This window comes from Flavobacterium sp. 316, from assembly GCF_000967805.1.
In the GTDB taxonomy this organism is placed as follows: domain Bacteria; phylum Bacteroidota; class Bacteroidia; order Flavobacteriales; family Flavobacteriaceae; genus Flavobacterium; species Flavobacterium sediminilitoris.
In genome coordinates this window covers 166,410-184,575 of record NZ_JYGZ01000002.1, presented here as the reverse complement: position 1 = coordinate 184,575, position 18,166 = coordinate 166,410, and the positions used below count along the sequence as shown (strand labels likewise).

Annotated in this window: 16 protein-coding genes; 12 read left to right on the top strand and 4 right to left on the bottom strand. The window is 29.5% G+C overall.

What is annotated here, in order from left to right; all coding sequences use genetic code 11:
• Positions 1-28: 28 nt before the first annotated feature.
• The 4 genes from SY27_RS04520 (at position 29) to SY27_RS04505 (ending at position 6,863) form a co-directional block, all read left to right on the top strand.
• The gene (locus tag SY27_RS04520) at positions 29-2,476 is read left to right on the top strand and encodes a CAP domain-containing protein (protein ID WP_045967643.1); all 2,448 of its coding nucleotides are present in this window, start codon (positions 29-31) and stop codon (positions 2,474-2,476) included.
• 732 nt (positions 2,477-3,208) lie between these two features.
• Complete coding sequence (locus SY27_RS04515) at positions 3,209-4,582, top strand: T9SS type A sorting domain-containing protein (protein WP_045967641.1); 1,374 nt, start codon at positions 3,209-3,211, stop codon at positions 4,580-4,582.
• 150 nt (positions 4,583-4,732) lie between these two features.
• The gene (locus SY27_RS04510; RefSeq protein ID WP_045967640.1) at positions 4,733-6,490 is read left to right on the top strand and encodes an aromatic amino acid hydroxylase; all 1,758 of its coding nucleotides are present in this window, start codon (positions 4,733-4,735) and stop codon (positions 6,488-6,490) included.
• Positions 6,491-6,554: 64 nt separating this feature from the next.
• On the top strand, positions 6,555-6,863 hold the full coding sequence (locus SY27_RS04505; protein ID WP_045967637.1) for a rhodanese-like domain-containing protein: 309 nt from the start codon (positions 6,555-6,557) through the stop codon (positions 6,861-6,863).
• Positions 6,864-6,955: 92 nt separating this feature from the next.
• On the opposite strand, the gene SY27_RS04500 is transcribed toward SY27_RS04505, so the two are convergent.
• From SY27_RS04500 to SY27_RS04490, 3 genes are all read right to left on the bottom strand, one after another.
• Positions 6,956-7,585: a DUF4230 domain-containing protein gene (locus SY27_RS04500; RefSeq protein WP_045967635.1), complete on the bottom strand. Its 630-nt coding sequence runs from the start codon at positions 7,583-7,585 to the stop codon at positions 6,956-6,958.
• Positions 7,586-7,598: 13 nt separating this feature from the next.
• Positions 7,599-8,555, bottom strand: a complete 957-nt coding sequence (locus tag SY27_RS04495) for a GSCFA domain-containing protein (protein WP_045967633.1) — start codon at positions 8,553-8,555, stop codon at positions 7,599-7,601.
• A gap of 88 nt (positions 8,556-8,643) precedes the next feature.
• The gene (locus SY27_RS04490; protein WP_045967631.1) at positions 8,644-9,402 is read right to left on the bottom strand and encodes a hypothetical protein; all 759 of its coding nucleotides are present in this window, start codon (positions 9,400-9,402) and stop codon (positions 8,644-8,646) included.
• 184 nt (positions 9,403-9,586) lie between these two features.
• On the opposite strand from SY27_RS04490, the gene SY27_RS04485 reads away from it, so the two are divergent.
• From SY27_RS04485 to SY27_RS04475, 3 genes are all read left to right on the top strand, one after another.
• Positions 9,587-10,195 (top strand): MarC family protein, encoded by a 609-nt coding sequence (locus SY27_RS04485; RefSeq protein ID WP_045967629.1) that lies wholly within the window; start codon positions 9,587-9,589, stop codon positions 10,193-10,195.
• An 11-nt stretch (positions 10,196-10,206) separates the two neighbouring features.
• A complete protein-coding gene (locus SY27_RS04480) occupies positions 10,207-10,788 on the top strand; it encodes a Crp/Fnr family transcriptional regulator (RefSeq protein WP_045967627.1) in 582 nt (193 codons plus the stop codon).
• Between the two features lie 75 nt (positions 10,789-10,863).
• Complete coding sequence (locus SY27_RS04475) at positions 10,864-11,799, top strand: ketopantoate reductase family protein (RefSeq protein ID WP_045967625.1); 936 nt, start codon at positions 10,864-10,866, stop codon at positions 11,797-11,799.
• Positions 11,800-12,054: 255 nt separating this feature from the next.
• Here SY27_RS04475 and alaS read toward each other — a convergent pair whose 3' ends face one another.
• Positions 12,055-14,667: an alanine--tRNA ligase gene (gene alaS / locus SY27_RS04470; protein WP_045967624.1), complete on the bottom strand. Its 2,613-nt coding sequence runs from the start codon at positions 14,665-14,667 to the stop codon at positions 12,055-12,057.
• A 285-nt stretch (positions 14,668-14,952) separates the two neighbouring features.
• On the opposite strand from alaS, the gene SY27_RS04465 reads away from it, so the two are divergent.
• From SY27_RS04465 to SY27_RS04445, 5 genes are read left to right on the top strand one after another with little or no spacing between them, the layout of a single operon-like run.
• A complete protein-coding gene (locus SY27_RS04465) occupies positions 14,953-15,930 on the top strand; it encodes a M23 family metallopeptidase (protein ID WP_045967622.1) in 978 nt (325 codons plus the stop codon).
• Entirely contained in the window at positions 15,930-16,259 is a 330-nt protein-coding gene (locus tag SY27_RS04460; RefSeq protein WP_045967621.1) for a MerR family transcriptional regulator, read from the top strand. The genes SY27_RS04465 and SY27_RS04460 overlap by 1 nt, the downstream gene beginning before the upstream one ends.
• Positions 16,260-16,270: 11 nt before the next feature.
• Positions 16,271-16,870 carry a LemA family protein gene (locus SY27_RS04455; RefSeq protein ID WP_045967620.1) on the top strand — a complete coding sequence of 200 codons (600 nt, stop codon included), beginning with the start codon at positions 16,271-16,273 and terminating at the stop codon, positions 16,868-16,870.
• Positions 16,870-17,307, top strand: coding sequence for a TPM domain-containing protein (locus tag SY27_RS04450; RefSeq protein ID WP_045967619.1), 438 nt, complete (start codon positions 16,870-16,872; stop codon positions 17,305-17,307). Before SY27_RS04455 ends, SY27_RS04450 begins: the two co-directional genes overlap by 1 nt.
• Positions 17,307-18,119 carry a YgcG family protein gene (locus SY27_RS04445; protein WP_082084304.1) on the top strand — a complete coding sequence of 271 codons (813 nt, stop codon included), beginning with the start codon at positions 17,307-17,309 and terminating at the stop codon, positions 18,117-18,119. The genes SY27_RS04450 and SY27_RS04445 overlap by 1 nt, the downstream gene beginning before the upstream one ends.
• The last annotated feature ends 47 nt before the right edge of the window (positions 18,120-18,166 follow it).

The following is an 18,166-nucleotide window of genomic DNA, read 5'->3' as shown; positions in this document are numbered from 1 at the left end:
TTTGATTTTGTAAGAAAAAGACTTTTATATGTGTAAAATTTTGTCCCTATTACTTTTTCTAACATTTCCCTCTATTTCAGCACAAGAACTAATTATTGATTATAATCAGCTAAGTGATGAAGTCTTGAAACAAATTAATTCGCACAGAAAAATATTAAAACTAGACGAATTAAAGGAAGATGCAATATTATTCAAAGCCGCTCAAGATCATAGTATTTATATGAATGAGAAAAATATATTATCTCATGAACAAAAGGTTATTGACAAAAAATTCCCGAAAGACCGTATAAAATATTATCAAGGAAATGATTTTAATGTATTTGGAGAAAATGTACTTTATACTACTATAGATGTAAAACACTATTCTAAAACAGATATTCTTGCTTTAGCAAAGAAAGTCTTTATACAATGGAAAAAATCGCCTCCACATTATAAAAACATAATTAATTCAAATTATGAATTAGCAGGTATTGCTTTTTCATTCGATAAAAAAACCAGACGTTTATATGCTACCAATGTATTTGGAGCAAAAGGTGTTGTAATTCCAAATCAATTATCAAACAACGCTTTTGGACTATCTGAAAAAAGTATTTATTGTAAGAATGTTGATTTAAATGATAAAATACACATAAGCAATGGTCTTCAAATTGAAGGAGATGATGTAATACTTTATTACCATGACATTAAAACTTTTAAAGAAATTTTTAAAAACCCTAGTGATGCTATAGCAATTGATTTTGTTGAAGAAAGTCAATTACAATGTGGTTCAAAAAACAATTTTGACATATCACCAATTTATGATGGAGTACTTTCAAAACCTATTTATAGAGACGAGTTGCTAGCTAACAACACCGCTGAAAACAAACACAAAATAATCACTAAAGTAGGTAAAGTACCTGAACATTTAAAAGAAAAAAACGTTACATTAAACATTATTTTTATTTTCACAAATTGTGCTTGTGAATATATTGTTCCTCATGATATTAAATCAAAATCTATATCTCTATTCCCTATAAATCCAATAGTAGAAATTCCTAAAAATACAACTCTAAGCAATAAAGGAATTATTAGAACTGAAGAACATTCTTTTGCTTTTGAGCGAAATGAAATTGTTGAAAAATTTAAAAACACTGATGAATATTTTAACATTGATAAAATTTCAGATGATGAAATCGTTATTCAATTTGATACTTTAATTTCCGAGAATTTTAATAAAGTAGTTGCAAATAAAGACTCAATCTTATTTTCTGAAATTGAATATTCGGAAGAAAAGATTGAAGAGCCTTTTACATTTATAAATGAAGCTATTCATTCTACCCAAATTTATAGTTATAGTTCTATAGAAGGAAAAGAAGAATTGAATAAAAAATTACATCAAGAAAGAGCTATTGCAATAGAAAATTATGGCAAAGAAAATTTAGATATAACTATTAAACCTTCAAAAATAATTGCTGAAGAAAATTGGGAGACTTGCTACATTCAACTTGAAATGGAGAACTTAGGCGAATTAGCAACAAAATCGAAAGAAGAAATTAGAAGCTACATCAATGCAAATAAGACAACTTGGAATGATTATTTAGACAAACAACGTGTTTCAAAACTCATAGCTAATTATTATGGAGAAATAACAACAAATAATCCTAATAACAAATTATATCTTCAATTTCTTTATGAAATTAATTTACGCACAGGTATTCTTAAAAAAGATTATAATAGAGCAAACTTAGCTCTTGCAAAACTTTATGATGTTGATTTTTGCTATGCAATATTTGATGAAATTGTATTTAATGAATTAATGACTAACCAAAAATTAGTTCAAAATGCATGTGCTGCACTTATCAAAAATTATCAATATGATCGCTTTAAAACCGTACGATTCTTAAAACATTGGTTAACTCAATTCGACTCTTTTAATAAAGATACTCAACTAAATTTATTGAATTTATACTGTGTTACCAATGAAAATCTACTTCATACTTGGGATGTTTCAACTACTAAATTAGCCAATGTAACTAAGCCTAAAACATTAGAAAACAACTTTTCATTGTTTCAGCCTAATTTAGATTTAACTGCGAATTACAACTATGTTGCTTTATATTATTCTAATCATACTAATGATTACAATGGAATTAATTATTATTTTACCAAAGTGTATAATAGTTTTAAAAACAATATCAAATCAACTAAAGACAGGGTAAATTTTGGGTTATTTCTAAATCATTGGAGCAACTATCATAGAACAATAACATTATTAAAAGCAGAAATGAAAAAGCCAACTTTTACTAAAGAAGAAGCTCTTTTATTAGCACAAACTTATCCTGTTATTGACGATGATAAAAATAAATCAGAATTAGAGTATATTCTAAAAAAAGCATATCAATTAAACAAAAATGCTTGGTGCAATTGGCAAAAAGAAAATAAAAACCTATTACGGAATATTACAATTAAAAATGAGTTTTGTAAAAAATGTAATTAAAAAAAGCCTCATTTTGAGGCTTTTAAAATATTATAATTCATCTGCAACTTCATCAATTGCTCTAATTGTATAATCTAAATCTTCATAGTATTATTACAAACACATTTTGTCATTCTGTAAAATTAGATAATAATGATGACTCAAAACTCATTATGGAATAATTTGAATTAATCTACAAAACTAATAATTCATTTACAATTAGGATAGAATTTGATTTTGTAAGAAAAAGACTTTTGTATGTGTAAAATTTTGCCCCTATTACTTTTCTAACATTTCCCTCTATTCCAACACAAGAACTAATTATTGATTACAATCAACTAAGTGATGAAGTACTAAAACAAATTAATTCACACAGAAAAATATTTTATCTCATGAACAAAAAAATAGTCAATAAAAATCCCCTAAAGATCATATAAAATACTACCAAAAAAACGATTTTAATATTACTGGAGAAAATGTACTTTTTACAACTATATCCGTATCACTATGCTCTAAAAAAGGTTATAAAAGTCTTTACTTCGATTATTTTTCATAAGAGTTCATGAATTTAAAACATCTTAAAGGTGTGACTACAACCATCATTTTTACTATTTTATTTTTTGATATGTTTTGATTTTTTATTTCTCTTCCAAAATCGAATTCTAATTCATTTCAAGCATATACTAATTATAGTCCTTTTAAAAAAATATATTTTTTACATTTACTGTATCTTGCTTAATCAAAAAACACACTATGTCCCAAAAATCACTTTTTGTCTTTCTTTTGTTTTCTTATGCTCTTACTGCTCAAAACTGTGTAGAAAGCATTACTTGTTCAGACGATACCGTATCTGTAGTACTTTCAGATGGAACTATTTATAATTGGGGAAAAAATGATTACGGTCAATTAGGTATTGGCACTGTAACAAGTGAAGATAGCCCCATTCTATTTAGCACACAATCTGATTGGAATATACTGACTTATGGACGTTTACATTCCGCTGGATTAAAAAATAATGGCACAATATGGACTTGGGGTAATAATGATTTAGGTCAATTAGGTAATGGCACTAACACTACCAGTAACGCACCAACACAACTAGGAAATGAAAACAATTGGACGGCTATTTCAGCAGGAAATTTACATTCAATAGCCTTAAAAGATGACGGAACCCTTTGGGGATGGGGAAATAATCAAGCTAATGAACTACTTGATTTTTCTATTTATCCAGCTACATTTACAACACCCGTTCAAATCAGTACAGATACCGATTGGGATAAAATCTATGCTGGTTATTTTAGAACATTTGGTATCAAAAACGATGGCACTTTGTGGGGAAAAGGCAACAATTCCTATGGTTCTGTTGGAACTACAATGCAAGGTTTTATTAATGAATTTACCCAAGTAGGTTCAGATTCTGATTGGGTTAAAGTATCTGGAGCACGTTCACAGCATACTTTAGCCTTAAAAAGTAATGGTTCTCTTTGGGCTTGGGGAAATAATGAAAATGGCAGATTAGGAGATGGAACCATTACAAATCGTCCAATACCTACACAAATAGGAAATAGTCAATGGAAAGATATTGCAGCTGGTAATTATCATTCGTTAGGAATAAAAACAGATGGCACTTTATGGCATTGGGGTTCCTATGGCTGGATAGAAGGGCAACTATTAATCCCAAATAATTTTTCTCCTGTTCAGGTAGGCACTGATACGGATTGGAAAAGTATTGCCGCAGGATATTCAATTTCTTTTGCAATTAAAGAAGACAACACCCTATGGGGCTGGGGATTTAATACCCTAGGCTGGTTAGGAAATGGCTCAACTGTTTCCACTGCAAATCCGGTATTGATTATTGATTGTATTAATTTATCTATTCCAAATTTTGAAAATAATGCCATTTCCATTTACCCAAATCCCACTGAAAATCATTTAAATTGGTCTGGAAATATAACCGAAGGATCCTCATATGAAATAATAAATACAATAGGTCAAAAAGTAATCACTGGAACAATTGATTTGAACAAAAAAGAAATAAATATTGCTACTATTCCAACTGGAATGTATGTTTTAATAATACAAACTAAAGATGGTAATTTATATCAACAGAAATTTTTAAAGAAATAAAAAAACAGTTCTTAAGCCAGAATCACATTAAGAATCCCTAATTTTTAAAATCTCAATCAATTATCACATATTTAACAAAAATGTTCGTTTTCATTAGAAAAAATCAAGCTAAAATTTCGTAATTTTACAATCAAATAATTCATGTAAAATATGGAAACCCATTTTGAAAGCAACCCTTTAATAGACAAACTGCCTAAACATTTAAAACAATTTATAAAACCACAAGATTATAAGGATTATACACCTATTAATCAAGCGGTGTGGCGTTATGTGATGCGTAAAAATGTGGAATATCTTTCAAAAGTAGCACATGAATCGTATTTAGAAGGTTTACAAAAAACAGGTTTGGAAATAGAAAACATTCCAAACATGTATGGCATGAACCGTATTTTAAAAGAAATAGGTTGGGCTGCTGTAGCTGTTGATGGTTTTATTCCTCCGAATGCCTTTATGGAATTTCAAGCGTATAATGTATTAGTAATTGCTTCCGATATTCGTCAACTCGAACACATAGAATATACTCCTGCTCCAGATATTATTCATGAAGGTGCCGGACATGCTCCTATTATTGCTAATCCAGAATATGCAGAATACTTACGACGCTTTGGCGAAATAGGTTCTAAAGCTATTTCATCTTCACATGATTATGAAATGTATGAAGCAGTTCGATTACTTTCTATTTTAAAGGAAGCAGAAGGAACTCCTGAAGCCGATATAAAAGCAGCAGAAAACCGAGTAGATTATTTACAAAACAATATAGGACCATTATCAGAAATGGCTCGTATTCGTAACTTACATTGGTGGACTGTTGAATATGGTTTAATAGGAACAGTTGATAATCCTAAAATATATGGTGCAGGCTTACTTTCTTCTATTGGAGAAAGCGCATGGTGTATGACAGATAATGTAAAAAAGATTCCTTACGATATTTCAGCCGCAGATCAAAGTTTTGATATTACAAAACCACAACCACAATTATATGTAACACCTAGTTTTTCACATTTGAATTTGGTTTTAGAAGAATTTGCAAATAAAATGGCAGTACGCACTGGTGGATTATCGGGAATTAAAAAATTAATCGATTCAAATTCTATTGGAACAGTAGAATTAAGCACAGGGTTACAAATTTCAGGTGTGTTTTCAAATGTAATTGAACATGAAGGTAAACCTGTTTATGTACAAACTACAGGGAACACAGCACTTTCATATAGAGAAAAAGAGTTAGTGGGTCATGGAACTGAATATCATACAGAAGGTTTTGGTAGCCCAATAGGGATGCTAAAAGGTATTAACCTAGCTATTGAGGATATGAGTCCTAGAGATTTAAGAGCTTATGATATCTACGAAACAGAGAAAGTAATTTTAGAGTTTGAAGGAAACATTGTAGTTTCGGGTGAAATTATTACAGGTACACGCAATTTACGTGGTGAAATTTTATTAATAAAATTAAAAAACTGTACTGTTTCTCATAACGGAACTATTTTATTTGAACCAGAATGGGGTATTTATGATATGGCTATAGGAAAAGAAGTAATTTCTGCTTTTAGTGGGCCAGCAGATGTAAATAGCTTTGACATGATTACACACGTTCCTTCTTCTACTACTATAAAATCTAAATCATCAGTTGAAAGACAAGAATTAGAAAATCTATATAAAAACGTAAGAGATTTAAGAGAAGGTAAAAATGCTACAAAAACTATTGAAAACATATTTGAAATAGTAGCTAGAAATCATAAAAATGACTGGTTATTAAGCGTAGAAATTGCCGAATTAGCCAAAAAAGAAAACAATATTGATTTCTTAAATAAAGTAGTGAATCATTTAGCTATTGTGAAACAAAATAGACCCGAAATAGGTCATTTAATTGATAATGGTTTAGAACTTTTTTTAGAATCAGCAACAGCTTAAAGTAACTATTGTTACAAATATGTTTACATATACCATTTATATTTGTTGCATTAAATAGTTAATTATGGGAATTTTAGATATATTAGGATTAGGAAACTCATCAAATGAGATAAAAGAATTTATTGCAAAAGATGCCATTATTTTAGATGTAAGAACAACTGAAGAGTTTGTTGACGGACATATTGAAGGCTCTAAAAATATTGCACTACAAGTTTTACATGATCATATAACCGAGATTAAAGAATGGAACAAACCAATTATTGCTTGTTGTAAATCTGGAATGCGAAGCGGTCAAGCCACTTCCATTTTAAAAAAACATGGCATTGATTGTATTAATGGTGGCGGCTGGGAAAGTTTACAAAGTAAATTATAGAACGATAATTTTTAATTTTACCACATATTTTAATCGATAAAAAGATCTAGTATGTGGTTTTTTTATGAAATAAAAACAAGAAAATATTTCAACTATAATTTTAAATCACTCTCTGATTCAATAACATCTCCTTTATATTGTAATGTCCAACCCATAGAATTTGTTAATACTAGCATTTTTGCTAATTCAGACAACAAACGATTTTTAGCATTCGTTTTCAAAGTCGATTTATCAATTTTTTTAGCTAGATTTTCTCTTGCTATTTTATTAATTTTATTATAATCTTCTCCTGTAAATTCATTAAAAGTACTTGATTCAGTATTGTAATATTTTATATCTGGACTAATTTTTATTTCTTCTTTTGGGACATTGGTAATCGTTAAAATTTTATTTTTGGCATCAATATCATACGTTACTTTGCTTAAATCAAAACCTACCGTTACATCTGCATTGATTACTACTAAAGCCTTTTTATCAAAAGTTAAACCAGGAATATATGTTTCTTTTCGGTCTTTATAAGTTAATACCTCCGCAAAATGACCTTCTGTTACCACAAGTTTACCTACGTTTTTAATTTGTGCTTGAATAAGATTTGTATCATATTCTATTGAAGAAGTCTCTGTTGTACTCGTAAAATATTTGTATCCGAAAAATAATACTAACCCTATTAAGATGAGTACAACCCATTTTCTTATTTCAGACAAACGATTAAATAAGCTCATAAACAGATGTTTTTTAAAATTGAATAAACGAAAATTTTGCTTGCAAATTACTAATTTTCCTTTGTGTATTTTCTATAAACTTCAAATGACTTGAAGAATTAGGATTGAAAGGTCTATGTGATAATGCTTTTTGAATTGTTTCAACCTCATCCATAGTTAGAAATGCTATTTCTGAAATTACTGTTTCTTTGAATCGTTGCCAAATATAATCGATAGCTACTTGGTTAGGATGTAACATATCTTCAGCATAAAAACGATAATCACGTAACTCATCCATCACAATTTCATAGGAAGGAAAGTAGTTAGTATTTCGTTTTAAATGTTCAGTATTCAGCAAATTATGTATTGCACTAATTAAATGCGCTTTACTAACATTATTTTCAACAAAACCATCTTTAATATGTCGCACTGGTGAAACGGTAAAAATGAAACTACAATTCGGATTCACAGAAGCAACTAAAAACACAATATTTTTTAAACTTTTTTCTATTTCATCAATAGATAACAATTGCTTTAAAAATTGTTTTTGAGGAACTTTATGGCAATTGGCAACAATCTCTTTCGTTTCATTATATTGATACACCCAAGAAGTTCCTAGAGTAATAATACAATGTGTCGCTTGCTTAAGTTGCACATTAGTATCATCAATTAATGCATTTAATTGTTTTAAAAAAAAATCTTTATTGGGATTAGACAGTTCAGAATGCACTTCATAGCAATGCCATAAATCATTATGAAAAAAAATATCTTTTTCTTTAAAATAATCTTTCTGAATACTTCTTACGATTACCTTTTCTAACGATATTGGATTAAAAATAATACCAAAGGGATTTACAGTATTTTGAAATTTATAATAATCGATTTTTTTTCCTATGTTTTCTACAAAACAAGAACCTAAAGCAATAATCTTTGATTGATAATTGATTTGGGTTTTATTTTGTAAAATGGGAATTCGAGTACGAAATTGCATACAAGGTAATTTTCATCAAAAATAACAATAAAAAAGAAACCCAAAACACTTGGTCTTGGGTTTCTTACTGTTTGTTTTCTTTAAAATATTAATAAAGCAATTGATAAGAAGTTACATCTCCTGATTGTTGAGTTTCAACAACTGTTATTGGGTAACCACTCGCATTATAAGTATATACATTTGTAGTAATATAAGTATTGGTAGTTCCTCCAGAAGTATTTTCAACAACTTCAGTTTCTTTAACTACATTATTCTTTGAAGACCTTGGTTCATCAAACAACTTATCAAGTCCAACAACATTCATAAATGGATTTTTCTTATCATCATACAAATATGTTGTTGTTATAGTTGAATAGGTACTAATCTCCTCTCTCTTAATAACATTATTATTGGCAAAAAATAATTTCCCATTATTAATTGTGCTCGTTGCATTCGTTGCTATCACTATAGCGTACTTAGTAAAAGAAACTGTACCATCAGAGTTGTAAGTATAGTCAGTTCTTTCTTTTTGAGAACTACCTGTTGAAATTTCTTCCATAGAAACTAATTTCCCATTATTATAAAAATAATTCGTAGTAAATTCTAAAGACGCACCATCAAACTCTTCTATTTTTGTTAATAAATCTCCTGTATAAGTATATAAGAGTTTTGAACCGTCATTAGAAATATTACTCACAAGTTTATTACCATCATAAGTCCAATCATAAGTCTCTGTATTTCCTCCTTCAGTAAGGATTGTTTTTTTTAAAAGAATGTTTTCAGCTTCATCTACTACAGAATCATCATCTTTTGAACATGATGTAAAAACCAACGCAATTGCGCTTACTAGTGTTAAAATTTTTTTCATTTTTGTGTTTATTTTTTTACAAATAAAGTAAAAAATAAATAGTTACAACAAATTATTCTTTATAAATAGAACATATTACTACATTACTTTATAGCTTCTCTTATTTTTAACATAATAATAATTATATTTGGAATAATGATTTTTATTTTTGACAGCCAAAAAAACAAGTATTTAAAAACACAAAATGGCAGAAATAATCACTACTCTACTTTTTTTAATTGCTGTAATTGATCCGCTAGGTTCTATTCCTGTTTATTTAGAAGCTACAAAAAATTTCGATAAAAGAGAAAAACAAAAAGTAGCCATTAGAGCTTCTTTAATTGCATTTTCTGTTTTACTTTTTTTTATTCTAATTGGGCAATTAATACTAGAAGGAATGGAAGTATCTCTCGATGCTTTTCAAATATCAGGTGGTGTTATCTTATTTTTATTTGCCTTAACGATGATTTTTGGAGATGGAAAACCAGAAACGGAGAAACATTTAATCAAAGATTATAAACATGTTACCATTTTCCCTGTAGCGATTCCTTCAATTGCTTCGCCTGGTGCTATAATGGCTGTTGTTTTAATGACTGATAATCATATTTATACGATACAACAACAAGCTATTACGTCTCTATTGGTTTTAGTTGTCATAGGAATTACTATGTCATTACTTTTAGTGGCTAATTATGTACAGGAGAAAATAGGAGAATATGGAATAACTGTTATTAGTAAAATAATGGGATTAATTTTAGCTTCTTATGCTGTTCAAAGTATTTTAAGTGGACTAAAGGCTTTTTTTATGTTATAGGATAATAAATAATGAGCAAAGAAACTTTAAACTTATACTTTCATTCCTTATTTCCAATTGAAGATGATATTGTTCATCAAATTACTAGAAAATTTAAATCGTTTTCACTGAAAAAAAACGAACTTTTATTAGCTGAAAATAGAATTAACAATAAAACCTATTTCTTAGAAACAGGTTATGTTCGTTCCTACACATTTGACTCTAACGGAAATGAAATAACGACGAATCTTTTTACTGCTCCTTGCTTTGTTAATGATTTTCTTTCCTTTTTTAAAGAACAGCCTACCAAAGAGAATTATGAAACCTTAACCGATTGTACTTTTTGGCTAACCGATTTAGAAACAGTGCAAGAAAACTTTCACTCTATTCCTGAATTTAGAGAATTTAGCAGAATGCTTTTTGTTGTTAATTATTATAAACTACATGATAGAGTTTTAGAAATGGCAAAAGATACTGCTGAAGAACGTTATCTTAATTTATTAAAAAAACAACCTGCTATTTTTCAAAATGTTCCCCTAAAAATAATTGCTTCTTTCTTAGGCATTACCGATACTTCATTGAGCAGAATTAGAAAAAAAATTACTACACTTTAATTTCTTTTCATTTGGCAAGTGACTGCAAAATATTTGTTTGGATATTTGCTATAACTAATTTTTAAAACTATTCTAATGAATATAAAAAACATTACTATTATTGGTACTGGAGGCGTTGGTGGTTATTTCGGTTTTAAAATTAATGAAGCAAATACCAACTCACTTTTTCATATTACTTTTTTAGCTCGAAAAACAACTTATCAAGTCATAAAAGAGAAAGGCTTAACATTACTTTCTCCTGAACACAAAAACAATGTTACAAAACCTGATGCAATTATTGAGGATATTAGCGCAATAAAAAAACCTGATTTAATTCTAATATGTGTGAAAGAGTATGATTTAGAAAACGTTTGTAAACAATTACTTTCGGTTATCAACGAAAAAACAATTCTACTTCCCTTGATGAATGGAGCAGATATTTACGATCGTATTCGGAAAATTATAACTCACAACACCATTTTACCCGCTTGTGTTTATGTAGCTTCCCATATTAAAGAAAAAGGGATTATTGAACACAAAGGAATCACTGGAAAAATTGTACTAGGCAAAGACCTCAATTATCCTCATGAAGACATTCAATGGGTAATTTCTATATTAGAAAACAGTGGAGCCATCATCGATTTCCAAGAAGATGCATTCCCAGCCATTTGGACAAAATTTATGTTTATCGCTAGTTTCGGATTAGTCACTGCTCGCTACAATCAACCTATAGGTAATGTTTGTGAAAACGAAGTATTAAGACAAAGAGCTACAGAAATAATGCAAGAAATTGAAAAAATTGCTAAAATGAAAAACATTCCTTTAGCTAATGATGTTATAGCAGCTACTTTTGTAAAAGCTAAAACATTCCCACCTTCTACGCCTACTTCACTTCAATTGGATGTGAACACAAACAAAGAAAATAACGAACTCAATTTGTTCGCTGGTGCCATTATTAACTATGGTAAAACATATAATATAAACACCCAGCATACACAAACTATTTATAATGAAATTATAGAGAAATTATAAATTTCACTAATTCATTTTAACAAATAAATTTAAGTTTCCTCAACTCCATCAACAAGAAGAAAAGATATAATCACCTTTTAATTACCTTATTTGTTTAAAGAAAAATCTAAGAATGATTAGTATTCAAGAATTAAACATTGTTATTTTAACTTTCTTACCAAAATAGCAATAAAATAATATTTTATTGCTATAAAAAAACCACTTTGATTGCTCAAAATGGTTTTTTAGTTTTTTAAGAATATAGGTTACAATTTCTTACTTCACAAAATCAACTGCTTTTTCCAAAGCTTCTGCAATTCCATTTACATTTTTACCTCCAGCAGTTGCAAAGAAAGGCTGTCCTCCTCCTCCTCCTTGAATGTATTTTCCTAATTCGCGAACTACCTGACCTGCATTTAAACCTTTATTTGCTACTAATTCTTTAGAAATATAGCAAGTTAACATAGGCTTATCTTCATTTGCTGTAGCTAAAACTAAGAATAAATTGATTTCATTATTTCCTAATTCATAAGCTAAATCTTTTGCTCCATTAGCATCTAAATCAACTTGTGTAGCTAAGAATTTAACTCCATTTATTTCTTGAATTTGTGCTTCTAATTCTCCTTTTAAGCCTTTTGCTTTATCTTTCAACAATTGCTCCACTTGTTTTTTTAATTTTGTATTTTCATCTTGCAATGAACCTACTGCTTTTAAAACATCTTGCGGATTTTTCAACACTTCTTTAACTTCTCCTAATAAATGGTTTTGTTCCATTAAATGGTTTTTAGCAAAATCATTTGAAATAGCTTCAATTCTTCTTATACCTGCTGCTACTGCACTTTCAGATGTTATCATAAAATGCCAAATATCGGAAGTATTTTGCACGTGAATACCTCCACAAAGCTCCATACTTTTACCAAATTTAATTGCTCTTACCGTATCGCCATATTTTTCCCCAAACAATGCCATTGCTCCTTCATCTACTGCTTGTTGAAATGGAATATTTCTTCGCTCAATTAATGGCAATTGATCTTGAATTCTTGCATTTACAAAATCTTCAACAGCTTCTAATTCTTCTGCTGTTACTTTAGTAAAATGAGAAAAATCAAAACGTAAATATTTATTACTTACTAATGATCCTTTTTGCTCTACATGTGTCCCTAAAATGGTACGTAATGCCTGATGTAATAGATGAGTTGCTGTATGGTTACTCGATACATTTTTTCTGAAATTATTATCAACTACTGCATTGTATATAGCATCTAATTTTCGAGGTAATGTTTTAGTAAAATGAATAATTACATTGTTTTCTTTTTTTGTATCCTCAATATATACTACTTCTCCATTTGCTCCTTCAATATATCCTATATCTCCTATTTGCCCTCCTCCTTCAGGATAAAAAGGGGTTAAATTGAAAACCAATTGGTACATTTCTCCTAATTTTTGATTTTCTACTTTTCTATATCGTGTTATTTTTACATTAGTTGTAATTGTATCGTATCCAACAAATTCTTCTACATCATCATCATATAACACTTCCCAGTCTCCTGTTTTTACTTTTGAAGCAGCTCTAGAACGATCTTTTTGCTTTTGAAGTTCTACATCAAATTCTTTTTCATTTAATGTATAGCCTTTTTCTCTAAGAATAAGCGCTGTTAAATCTATCGGAAAACCAAAGGTATCATATAATTCAAATGCTTTTCTTCCTGAAACTTCAGTCCCTTTAGTAGTATTGATTACATTATCCAATAAGATTAAACCTTGATCTAGTGTTCTTAAGAAAGATGCTTCTTCTTCTTTGATTACATTCCTAACTAAATTGCGTTGTAATTGAATCTCTGGGAAAAATTCACCCATTTGATTGCTCAATATTTCCACTAATTTATAGATAAAAGGCTGTTTTGTGTCTAAAAATGTAAAACCATAACGAATAGCTCTTCGTAAAATTCTACGAATTACATAACCAGCTCCATTATTTGAAGGTAATTGTCCGTCAGCAATAGCAAATGCAACTGCACGAACGTGATCGACAATAACACGAATAGCTACATCTTGTTTTTCATTTGAACCATATTTTGTATTAGTAATGGTTTCAACTTCTCTAATAAGCGGTGTAAAAACATCAGTATCATAGTTTGATTGAACACCTTGCATAGCCATACATAAACGTTCAAATCCCATTCCTGTATCTACGTGTTGTGCTGGTAATTTTTCTAAAGAACCATCTGCTTTACGGTTAAACTCCATAAATACATTGTTCCAAATTTCCACAACTTGAGGATGATCTTCATTTACTAACTCACGACCCGATTTTTTAGCTCTTTCCTCATCTGAACGCAAATCGATATGAATTTCAGAACATGGTCCGCATGGTCCTTGATCTCCCATTTCCCAGAAATTATCTTTTTTATTTCCTAAGATAATTCGGTCTTCTGGTACATATTTTTTCCAAATATCAAATGCTTCTTGATCAAATGGTACATTTTCTGATGGGTTTCCTTCAAAAACAGAAACATATAAACGATCTTTATCTAGCTTTAAAACTTCGGTTAAAAATTCCCAAGCCCAATCTAATGCTTCTTTCTTGAAATAATCCCCAAAAGACCAATTTCCTAGCATTTCAAACATAGTATGATGATAAGTATCAAAACCTACGTCTTCTAAATCGTTATGCTTTCCAGAAACACGAAGACATTTTTGTGTATCGGCTATACGCTTACTTTTAGGGATTCCGTTTCCTAAAAAATATTCTTTGAATTGAGCCATTCCTGAGTTATTAAACATCAAGGTAGGATCATCTTTTAGCACAATAGGTGCAGAAGGAACAATTAAATGTCCTTTGCTTTCAAAGAATTGTAAGTACGCTTTTCTAATGTCTTGTGATTTCATTATTACTATTTATTTTTTTCTGATATGTTTTTTAAATTCTTGATAAGACTAATGGACTTTTTTTACTTATACTTATATATTCCAACTATTTCCGTTGTTTTTCTATTAACTTCATTTAATTTATTATGTCTCAAATTTATTTCTATATCAATTAGATTCATCTGTAAAAAATTAAATATTTAAGTTTTAAAGATAAAAAATAGATTTGAATGAAACATTTTTTAAATTTGTCCGTATAATCAATAAACACCATCCAGTTTGGTGCAAAAATAGTAATTTTAAAACATGTCTAAAGTAAAATATTATTACGATTCTGAAAATTTAGCATATAAACGTATTAAACCTCAACGTCGTAAAAAATTTGGTTATCTTTTTTTATTCTTACTATCGTCTGCATTATTTGGTTTTTTGTGTTTAATTCTATTGATAAACACTCCTTATTTTGAGACTCCAAAAGATAAGTTATTAACAAGTGAACTTGAGTACATGAAGCTTAATTATACACTTTTGAATAAGAAAATGGATTTAATGAGTGAAGGTATAAATGCTATAGGAGAGCGCGATAACAATATTTATCGTATTTATTTTAACACTACACCTATAAGTGAGGAAGAACGCAAGGCAGGATTTGGTGGCGTAAATAGATATAAATCATTAGAAGGCTATAACAATTCTGAATTAGTAATTAATACTACTAAACGAGTAGATCAATTAACAAAAGAGTTAGTTATTCAATCTAGATCACTTGATGAAATTGTAACTTTAGCAAAACAAAAAGAAAAATTATTAGCTGCAATCCCTGCAATTCAGCCTGTAAAAAATGAAGATTTAAAAAGAATGGCTTCTGGTTATGGTTATAGAAGTGACCCTTTTACAAAAATTAGAAAATTTCATTACGGAATGGATTTTACTTCTCCTTCTGGAACGCCTATATATGCAACTGGTGATGGTGTAGTATTAAAAGCAGATAATTCACTTTCTGGCTATGGAAATCATATAGAAATAAATCACGGATATGGTTATGTAACTTTGTATGCCCATTTAAGCAAATACAATTGTCGTCCTGGTCAAAAAGTAAAACGTGGTGACATTATAGGTTATGTAGGAAGCACAGGGCGAAGTGAAGCTCCTCACCTCCATTATGAAGTAATAAAGAATGGTGAAAAAGTAAATCCTATTAATTTTTATTATGGCAGTATTTCAGCCGAAGAATATGTAGCTATTTCAAAATTAGCAACTCAAGAAAATCAATCTTTAGACTAATGCATATTAATTTACCTGATAAATTATATTATAGTATTGGCGAACTTGCTGTCGCTTTTGATGTAAATGCATCTTTAATTCGTTTTTGGGAAAAAGAATTTGATATTTTAAAACCTAAAAAAAATGCAAAAGGAAATAGAAAATTCACACCCGAAGACGTGAAAAATTTACAATTAATTTTTCACTTAGTAAAAGAAAGAGGTTTCACTCTGGAAGGAGCTAAAATACACCTTAAAGAAGGTCAAAAGAAAACCTTAGACAAATTTGAAATTATTAGAAAATTAGAATCAATAAGAACACAATTATTAAATATTAAAAATCAACTTTAAAAACAACAATTATGAAAAAATTCTTACCGTGGATAATTATTGGAGTATTAGTTATAATTGGATATAGCTACTTCAAAGGAATAAATAACACAGCCGTAAAACTAAACCAAAACATTCAGGAATCTTGGGGAAATGTTGAAACGTCTTATCAAAGAAGAAATGATTTAATTGGAAATCTTGTTAAAACAGTAAAAGGAGCTGCTGATTTTGAAAAATCGACATTAGAAGCAGTAGTAAATGCTAGAGCTAAAGCAACAGCAACTACAATAGACCCAACAAACATTACACCTGAGCAATTAGATGCTTTTAATCAAGCACAAGGTGGATTAAATTCTGCTCTTTCTCGTTTATTAGTTACTGTTGAAAAATATCCTGATTTAAAAGCGAATCAAAATTTCTTAAAATTACAAGATGAACTATCTAGTACAGAAAATCAAATTCTAACAGCTAGAACTCGTTTTAATGAAGCTGTAAAACCATATAACAATCATGTTACTGTTTTCCCAAACAATATTTTTGCAGGATGGTTCGGCTTTAAAGAGAAAGCATATTTCAAAGCTGTTGAAGGTGCTGAAAAACCAGTAGATGTTGAATTTGATTTTGGTAAATAATGTCTAAAACAGAAGATTTCTTAACAGCAAGTGAAGAACAAGAAATTGTTCAAGCTATTGTTGAAGCAGAAAAAGACACTTCAGGAGAAATTCGTGTACATATAGAAGAACATTCAGAAAAACCTCCGCTCGAAAGAGCTCAGGAGGTTTTTTTTACTCTTAACATGCAAAATACCAAAGATAGAAATGGTGTTCTTTTTTACGTAGGAGTTGCAGACAAGCACTTTGCCATAATAGGTGATGAAGGAATTAATAAAGTTGTAGATGCTAATTTTTGGAACTCTACTAAAGATATTGTAATTGACAACTTTAAAAACAAAAACAATAAAGACGGTTTAGTAAATGGCATTAGAGAAGCGGGAAAACGCTTAAAAGAGTTTTTTCCTTACCAATCTGATGATATTGATGAACTGTCAAATGAAATATCAAAAGGATAATGGCAAACTTAATTTTTAAAATAATGAAATTTTTGTTGGTTCTTACCACATTACTTTTACATTATATAGGATTTTCACAATTTGACATTCCAAAAAAACCTACTTTCCAAACCTCTATATACGATTATGCAGATGTTTTAAATGAATCTGAAGAAAAATCACTAGAAAACAAATTAGTAACCTATTCTGATTCTACAACTACACAAATTGTTATTATTACTGTTGAAAGTTTAAAAGGAGATGATATTGGTATTTTAACACCTAGATGGGCACAAGAATGGGGAATTGGCCAAGCTGATACTGATAATGGAATTCTAATTTTACTTTCAAAAAATGATCGAAAAATCTGGATTTCTCCTGGTTATGGATTAGAGCATAAATTAACTGCTGGTATAAATGGAGAGCTAATAAGAAATGTAATCCTTCCTGAATTTAAAGCAGGTAGTTATTACAATGGTTTAGACAAAGGAACAACAGCTATTTTTGATGTTATAAAAGGAACTTATAAAGGAGAGAGAAAAGGAAATAAAAGTAAAGGAAGTGGTTTACCTATTTTTATTTTTATCTTATTCTTTATTATCCTAATTATACTGATTTCTAAAAACAAAAACAACCGTGGTAACAATGGCGGATCTGGAAGAACTGGAGGTGTCGATTTAATGGACATTATCATATTAAGCAGTCTTGGTCGCGGTAACGGTGGAGGAAGTTTTGGTGGTGGCTCATCTGGAGGCGGATTTGGTGGTGGTGGCTTCGGTGGAGGATTTGGCGGAGGAGGCTTCTCTGGTGGAGGAGCTGGCGGAAGTTGGTAATTCTTATCTTATAATAATACTAAAACAATATAACTTAAAAAAAAGAT

Excerpts from the sequence above, each read along its gene's own strand:
- SY27_RS04520 (WP_045967643.1), top strand. The coding sequence starts at position 29 with ATGTGTAAAATTTTGTCCCTATTACTTTTTCTAACATTTCCCTCTATT.
- SY27_RS04515 (WP_045967641.1), top strand. The coding sequence starts at position 3,209 with ATGTCCCAAAAATCACTTTTTGTCTTTCTTTTGTTTTCTTATGCTCTT.
- SY27_RS04510 (WP_045967640.1), top strand. The coding sequence starts at position 4,733 with ATGGAAACCCATTTTGAAAGCAACCCTTTAATAGACAAACTGCCTAAA.
- SY27_RS04505 (WP_045967637.1), top strand. The coding sequence starts at position 6,555 with ATGGGAATTTTAGATATATTAGGATTAGGAAACTCATCAAATGAGATA.
- SY27_RS04500 (WP_045967635.1), bottom strand. The coding sequence starts at position 7,585 with ATGAGCTTATTTAATCGTTTGTCTGAAATAAGAAAATGGGTTGTACTC.
- SY27_RS04495 (WP_045967633.1), bottom strand. The coding sequence starts at position 8,555 with ATGCAATTTCGTACTCGAATTCCCATTTTACAAAATAAAACCCAAATC.
- SY27_RS04490 (WP_045967631.1), bottom strand. The coding sequence starts at position 9,402 with ATGAAAAAAATTTTAACACTAGTAAGCGCAATTGCGTTGGTTTTTACA.
- SY27_RS04485 (WP_045967629.1), top strand. The coding sequence starts at position 9,587 with ATGGCAGAAATAATCACTACTCTACTTTTTTTAATTGCTGTAATTGAT.
- SY27_RS04480 (WP_045967627.1), top strand. The coding sequence starts at position 10,207 with ATGAGCAAAGAAACTTTAAACTTATACTTTCATTCCTTATTTCCAATT.
- SY27_RS04475 (WP_045967625.1), top strand. The coding sequence starts at position 10,864 with ATGAATATAAAAAACATTACTATTATTGGTACTGGAGGCGTTGGTGGT.
- alaS (WP_045967624.1), bottom strand. The coding sequence starts at position 14,667 with ATGAAATCACAAGACATTAGAAAAGCGTACTTACAATTCTTTGAAAGC.
- SY27_RS04465 (WP_045967622.1), top strand. The coding sequence starts at position 14,953 with ATGTCTAAAGTAAAATATTATTACGATTCTGAAAATTTAGCATATAAA.
- SY27_RS04460 (WP_045967621.1), top strand. The coding sequence starts at position 15,930 with ATGCATATTAATTTACCTGATAAATTATATTATAGTATTGGCGAACTT.
- SY27_RS04455 (WP_045967620.1), top strand. The coding sequence starts at position 16,271 with ATGAAAAAATTCTTACCGTGGATAATTATTGGAGTATTAGTTATAATT.
- SY27_RS04450 (WP_045967619.1), top strand. The coding sequence starts at position 16,870 with ATGTCTAAAACAGAAGATTTCTTAACAGCAAGTGAAGAACAAGAAATT.
- SY27_RS04445 (WP_082084304.1), top strand. The coding sequence starts at position 17,307 with ATGGCAAACTTAATTTTTAAAATAATGAAATTTTTGTTGGTTCTTACC.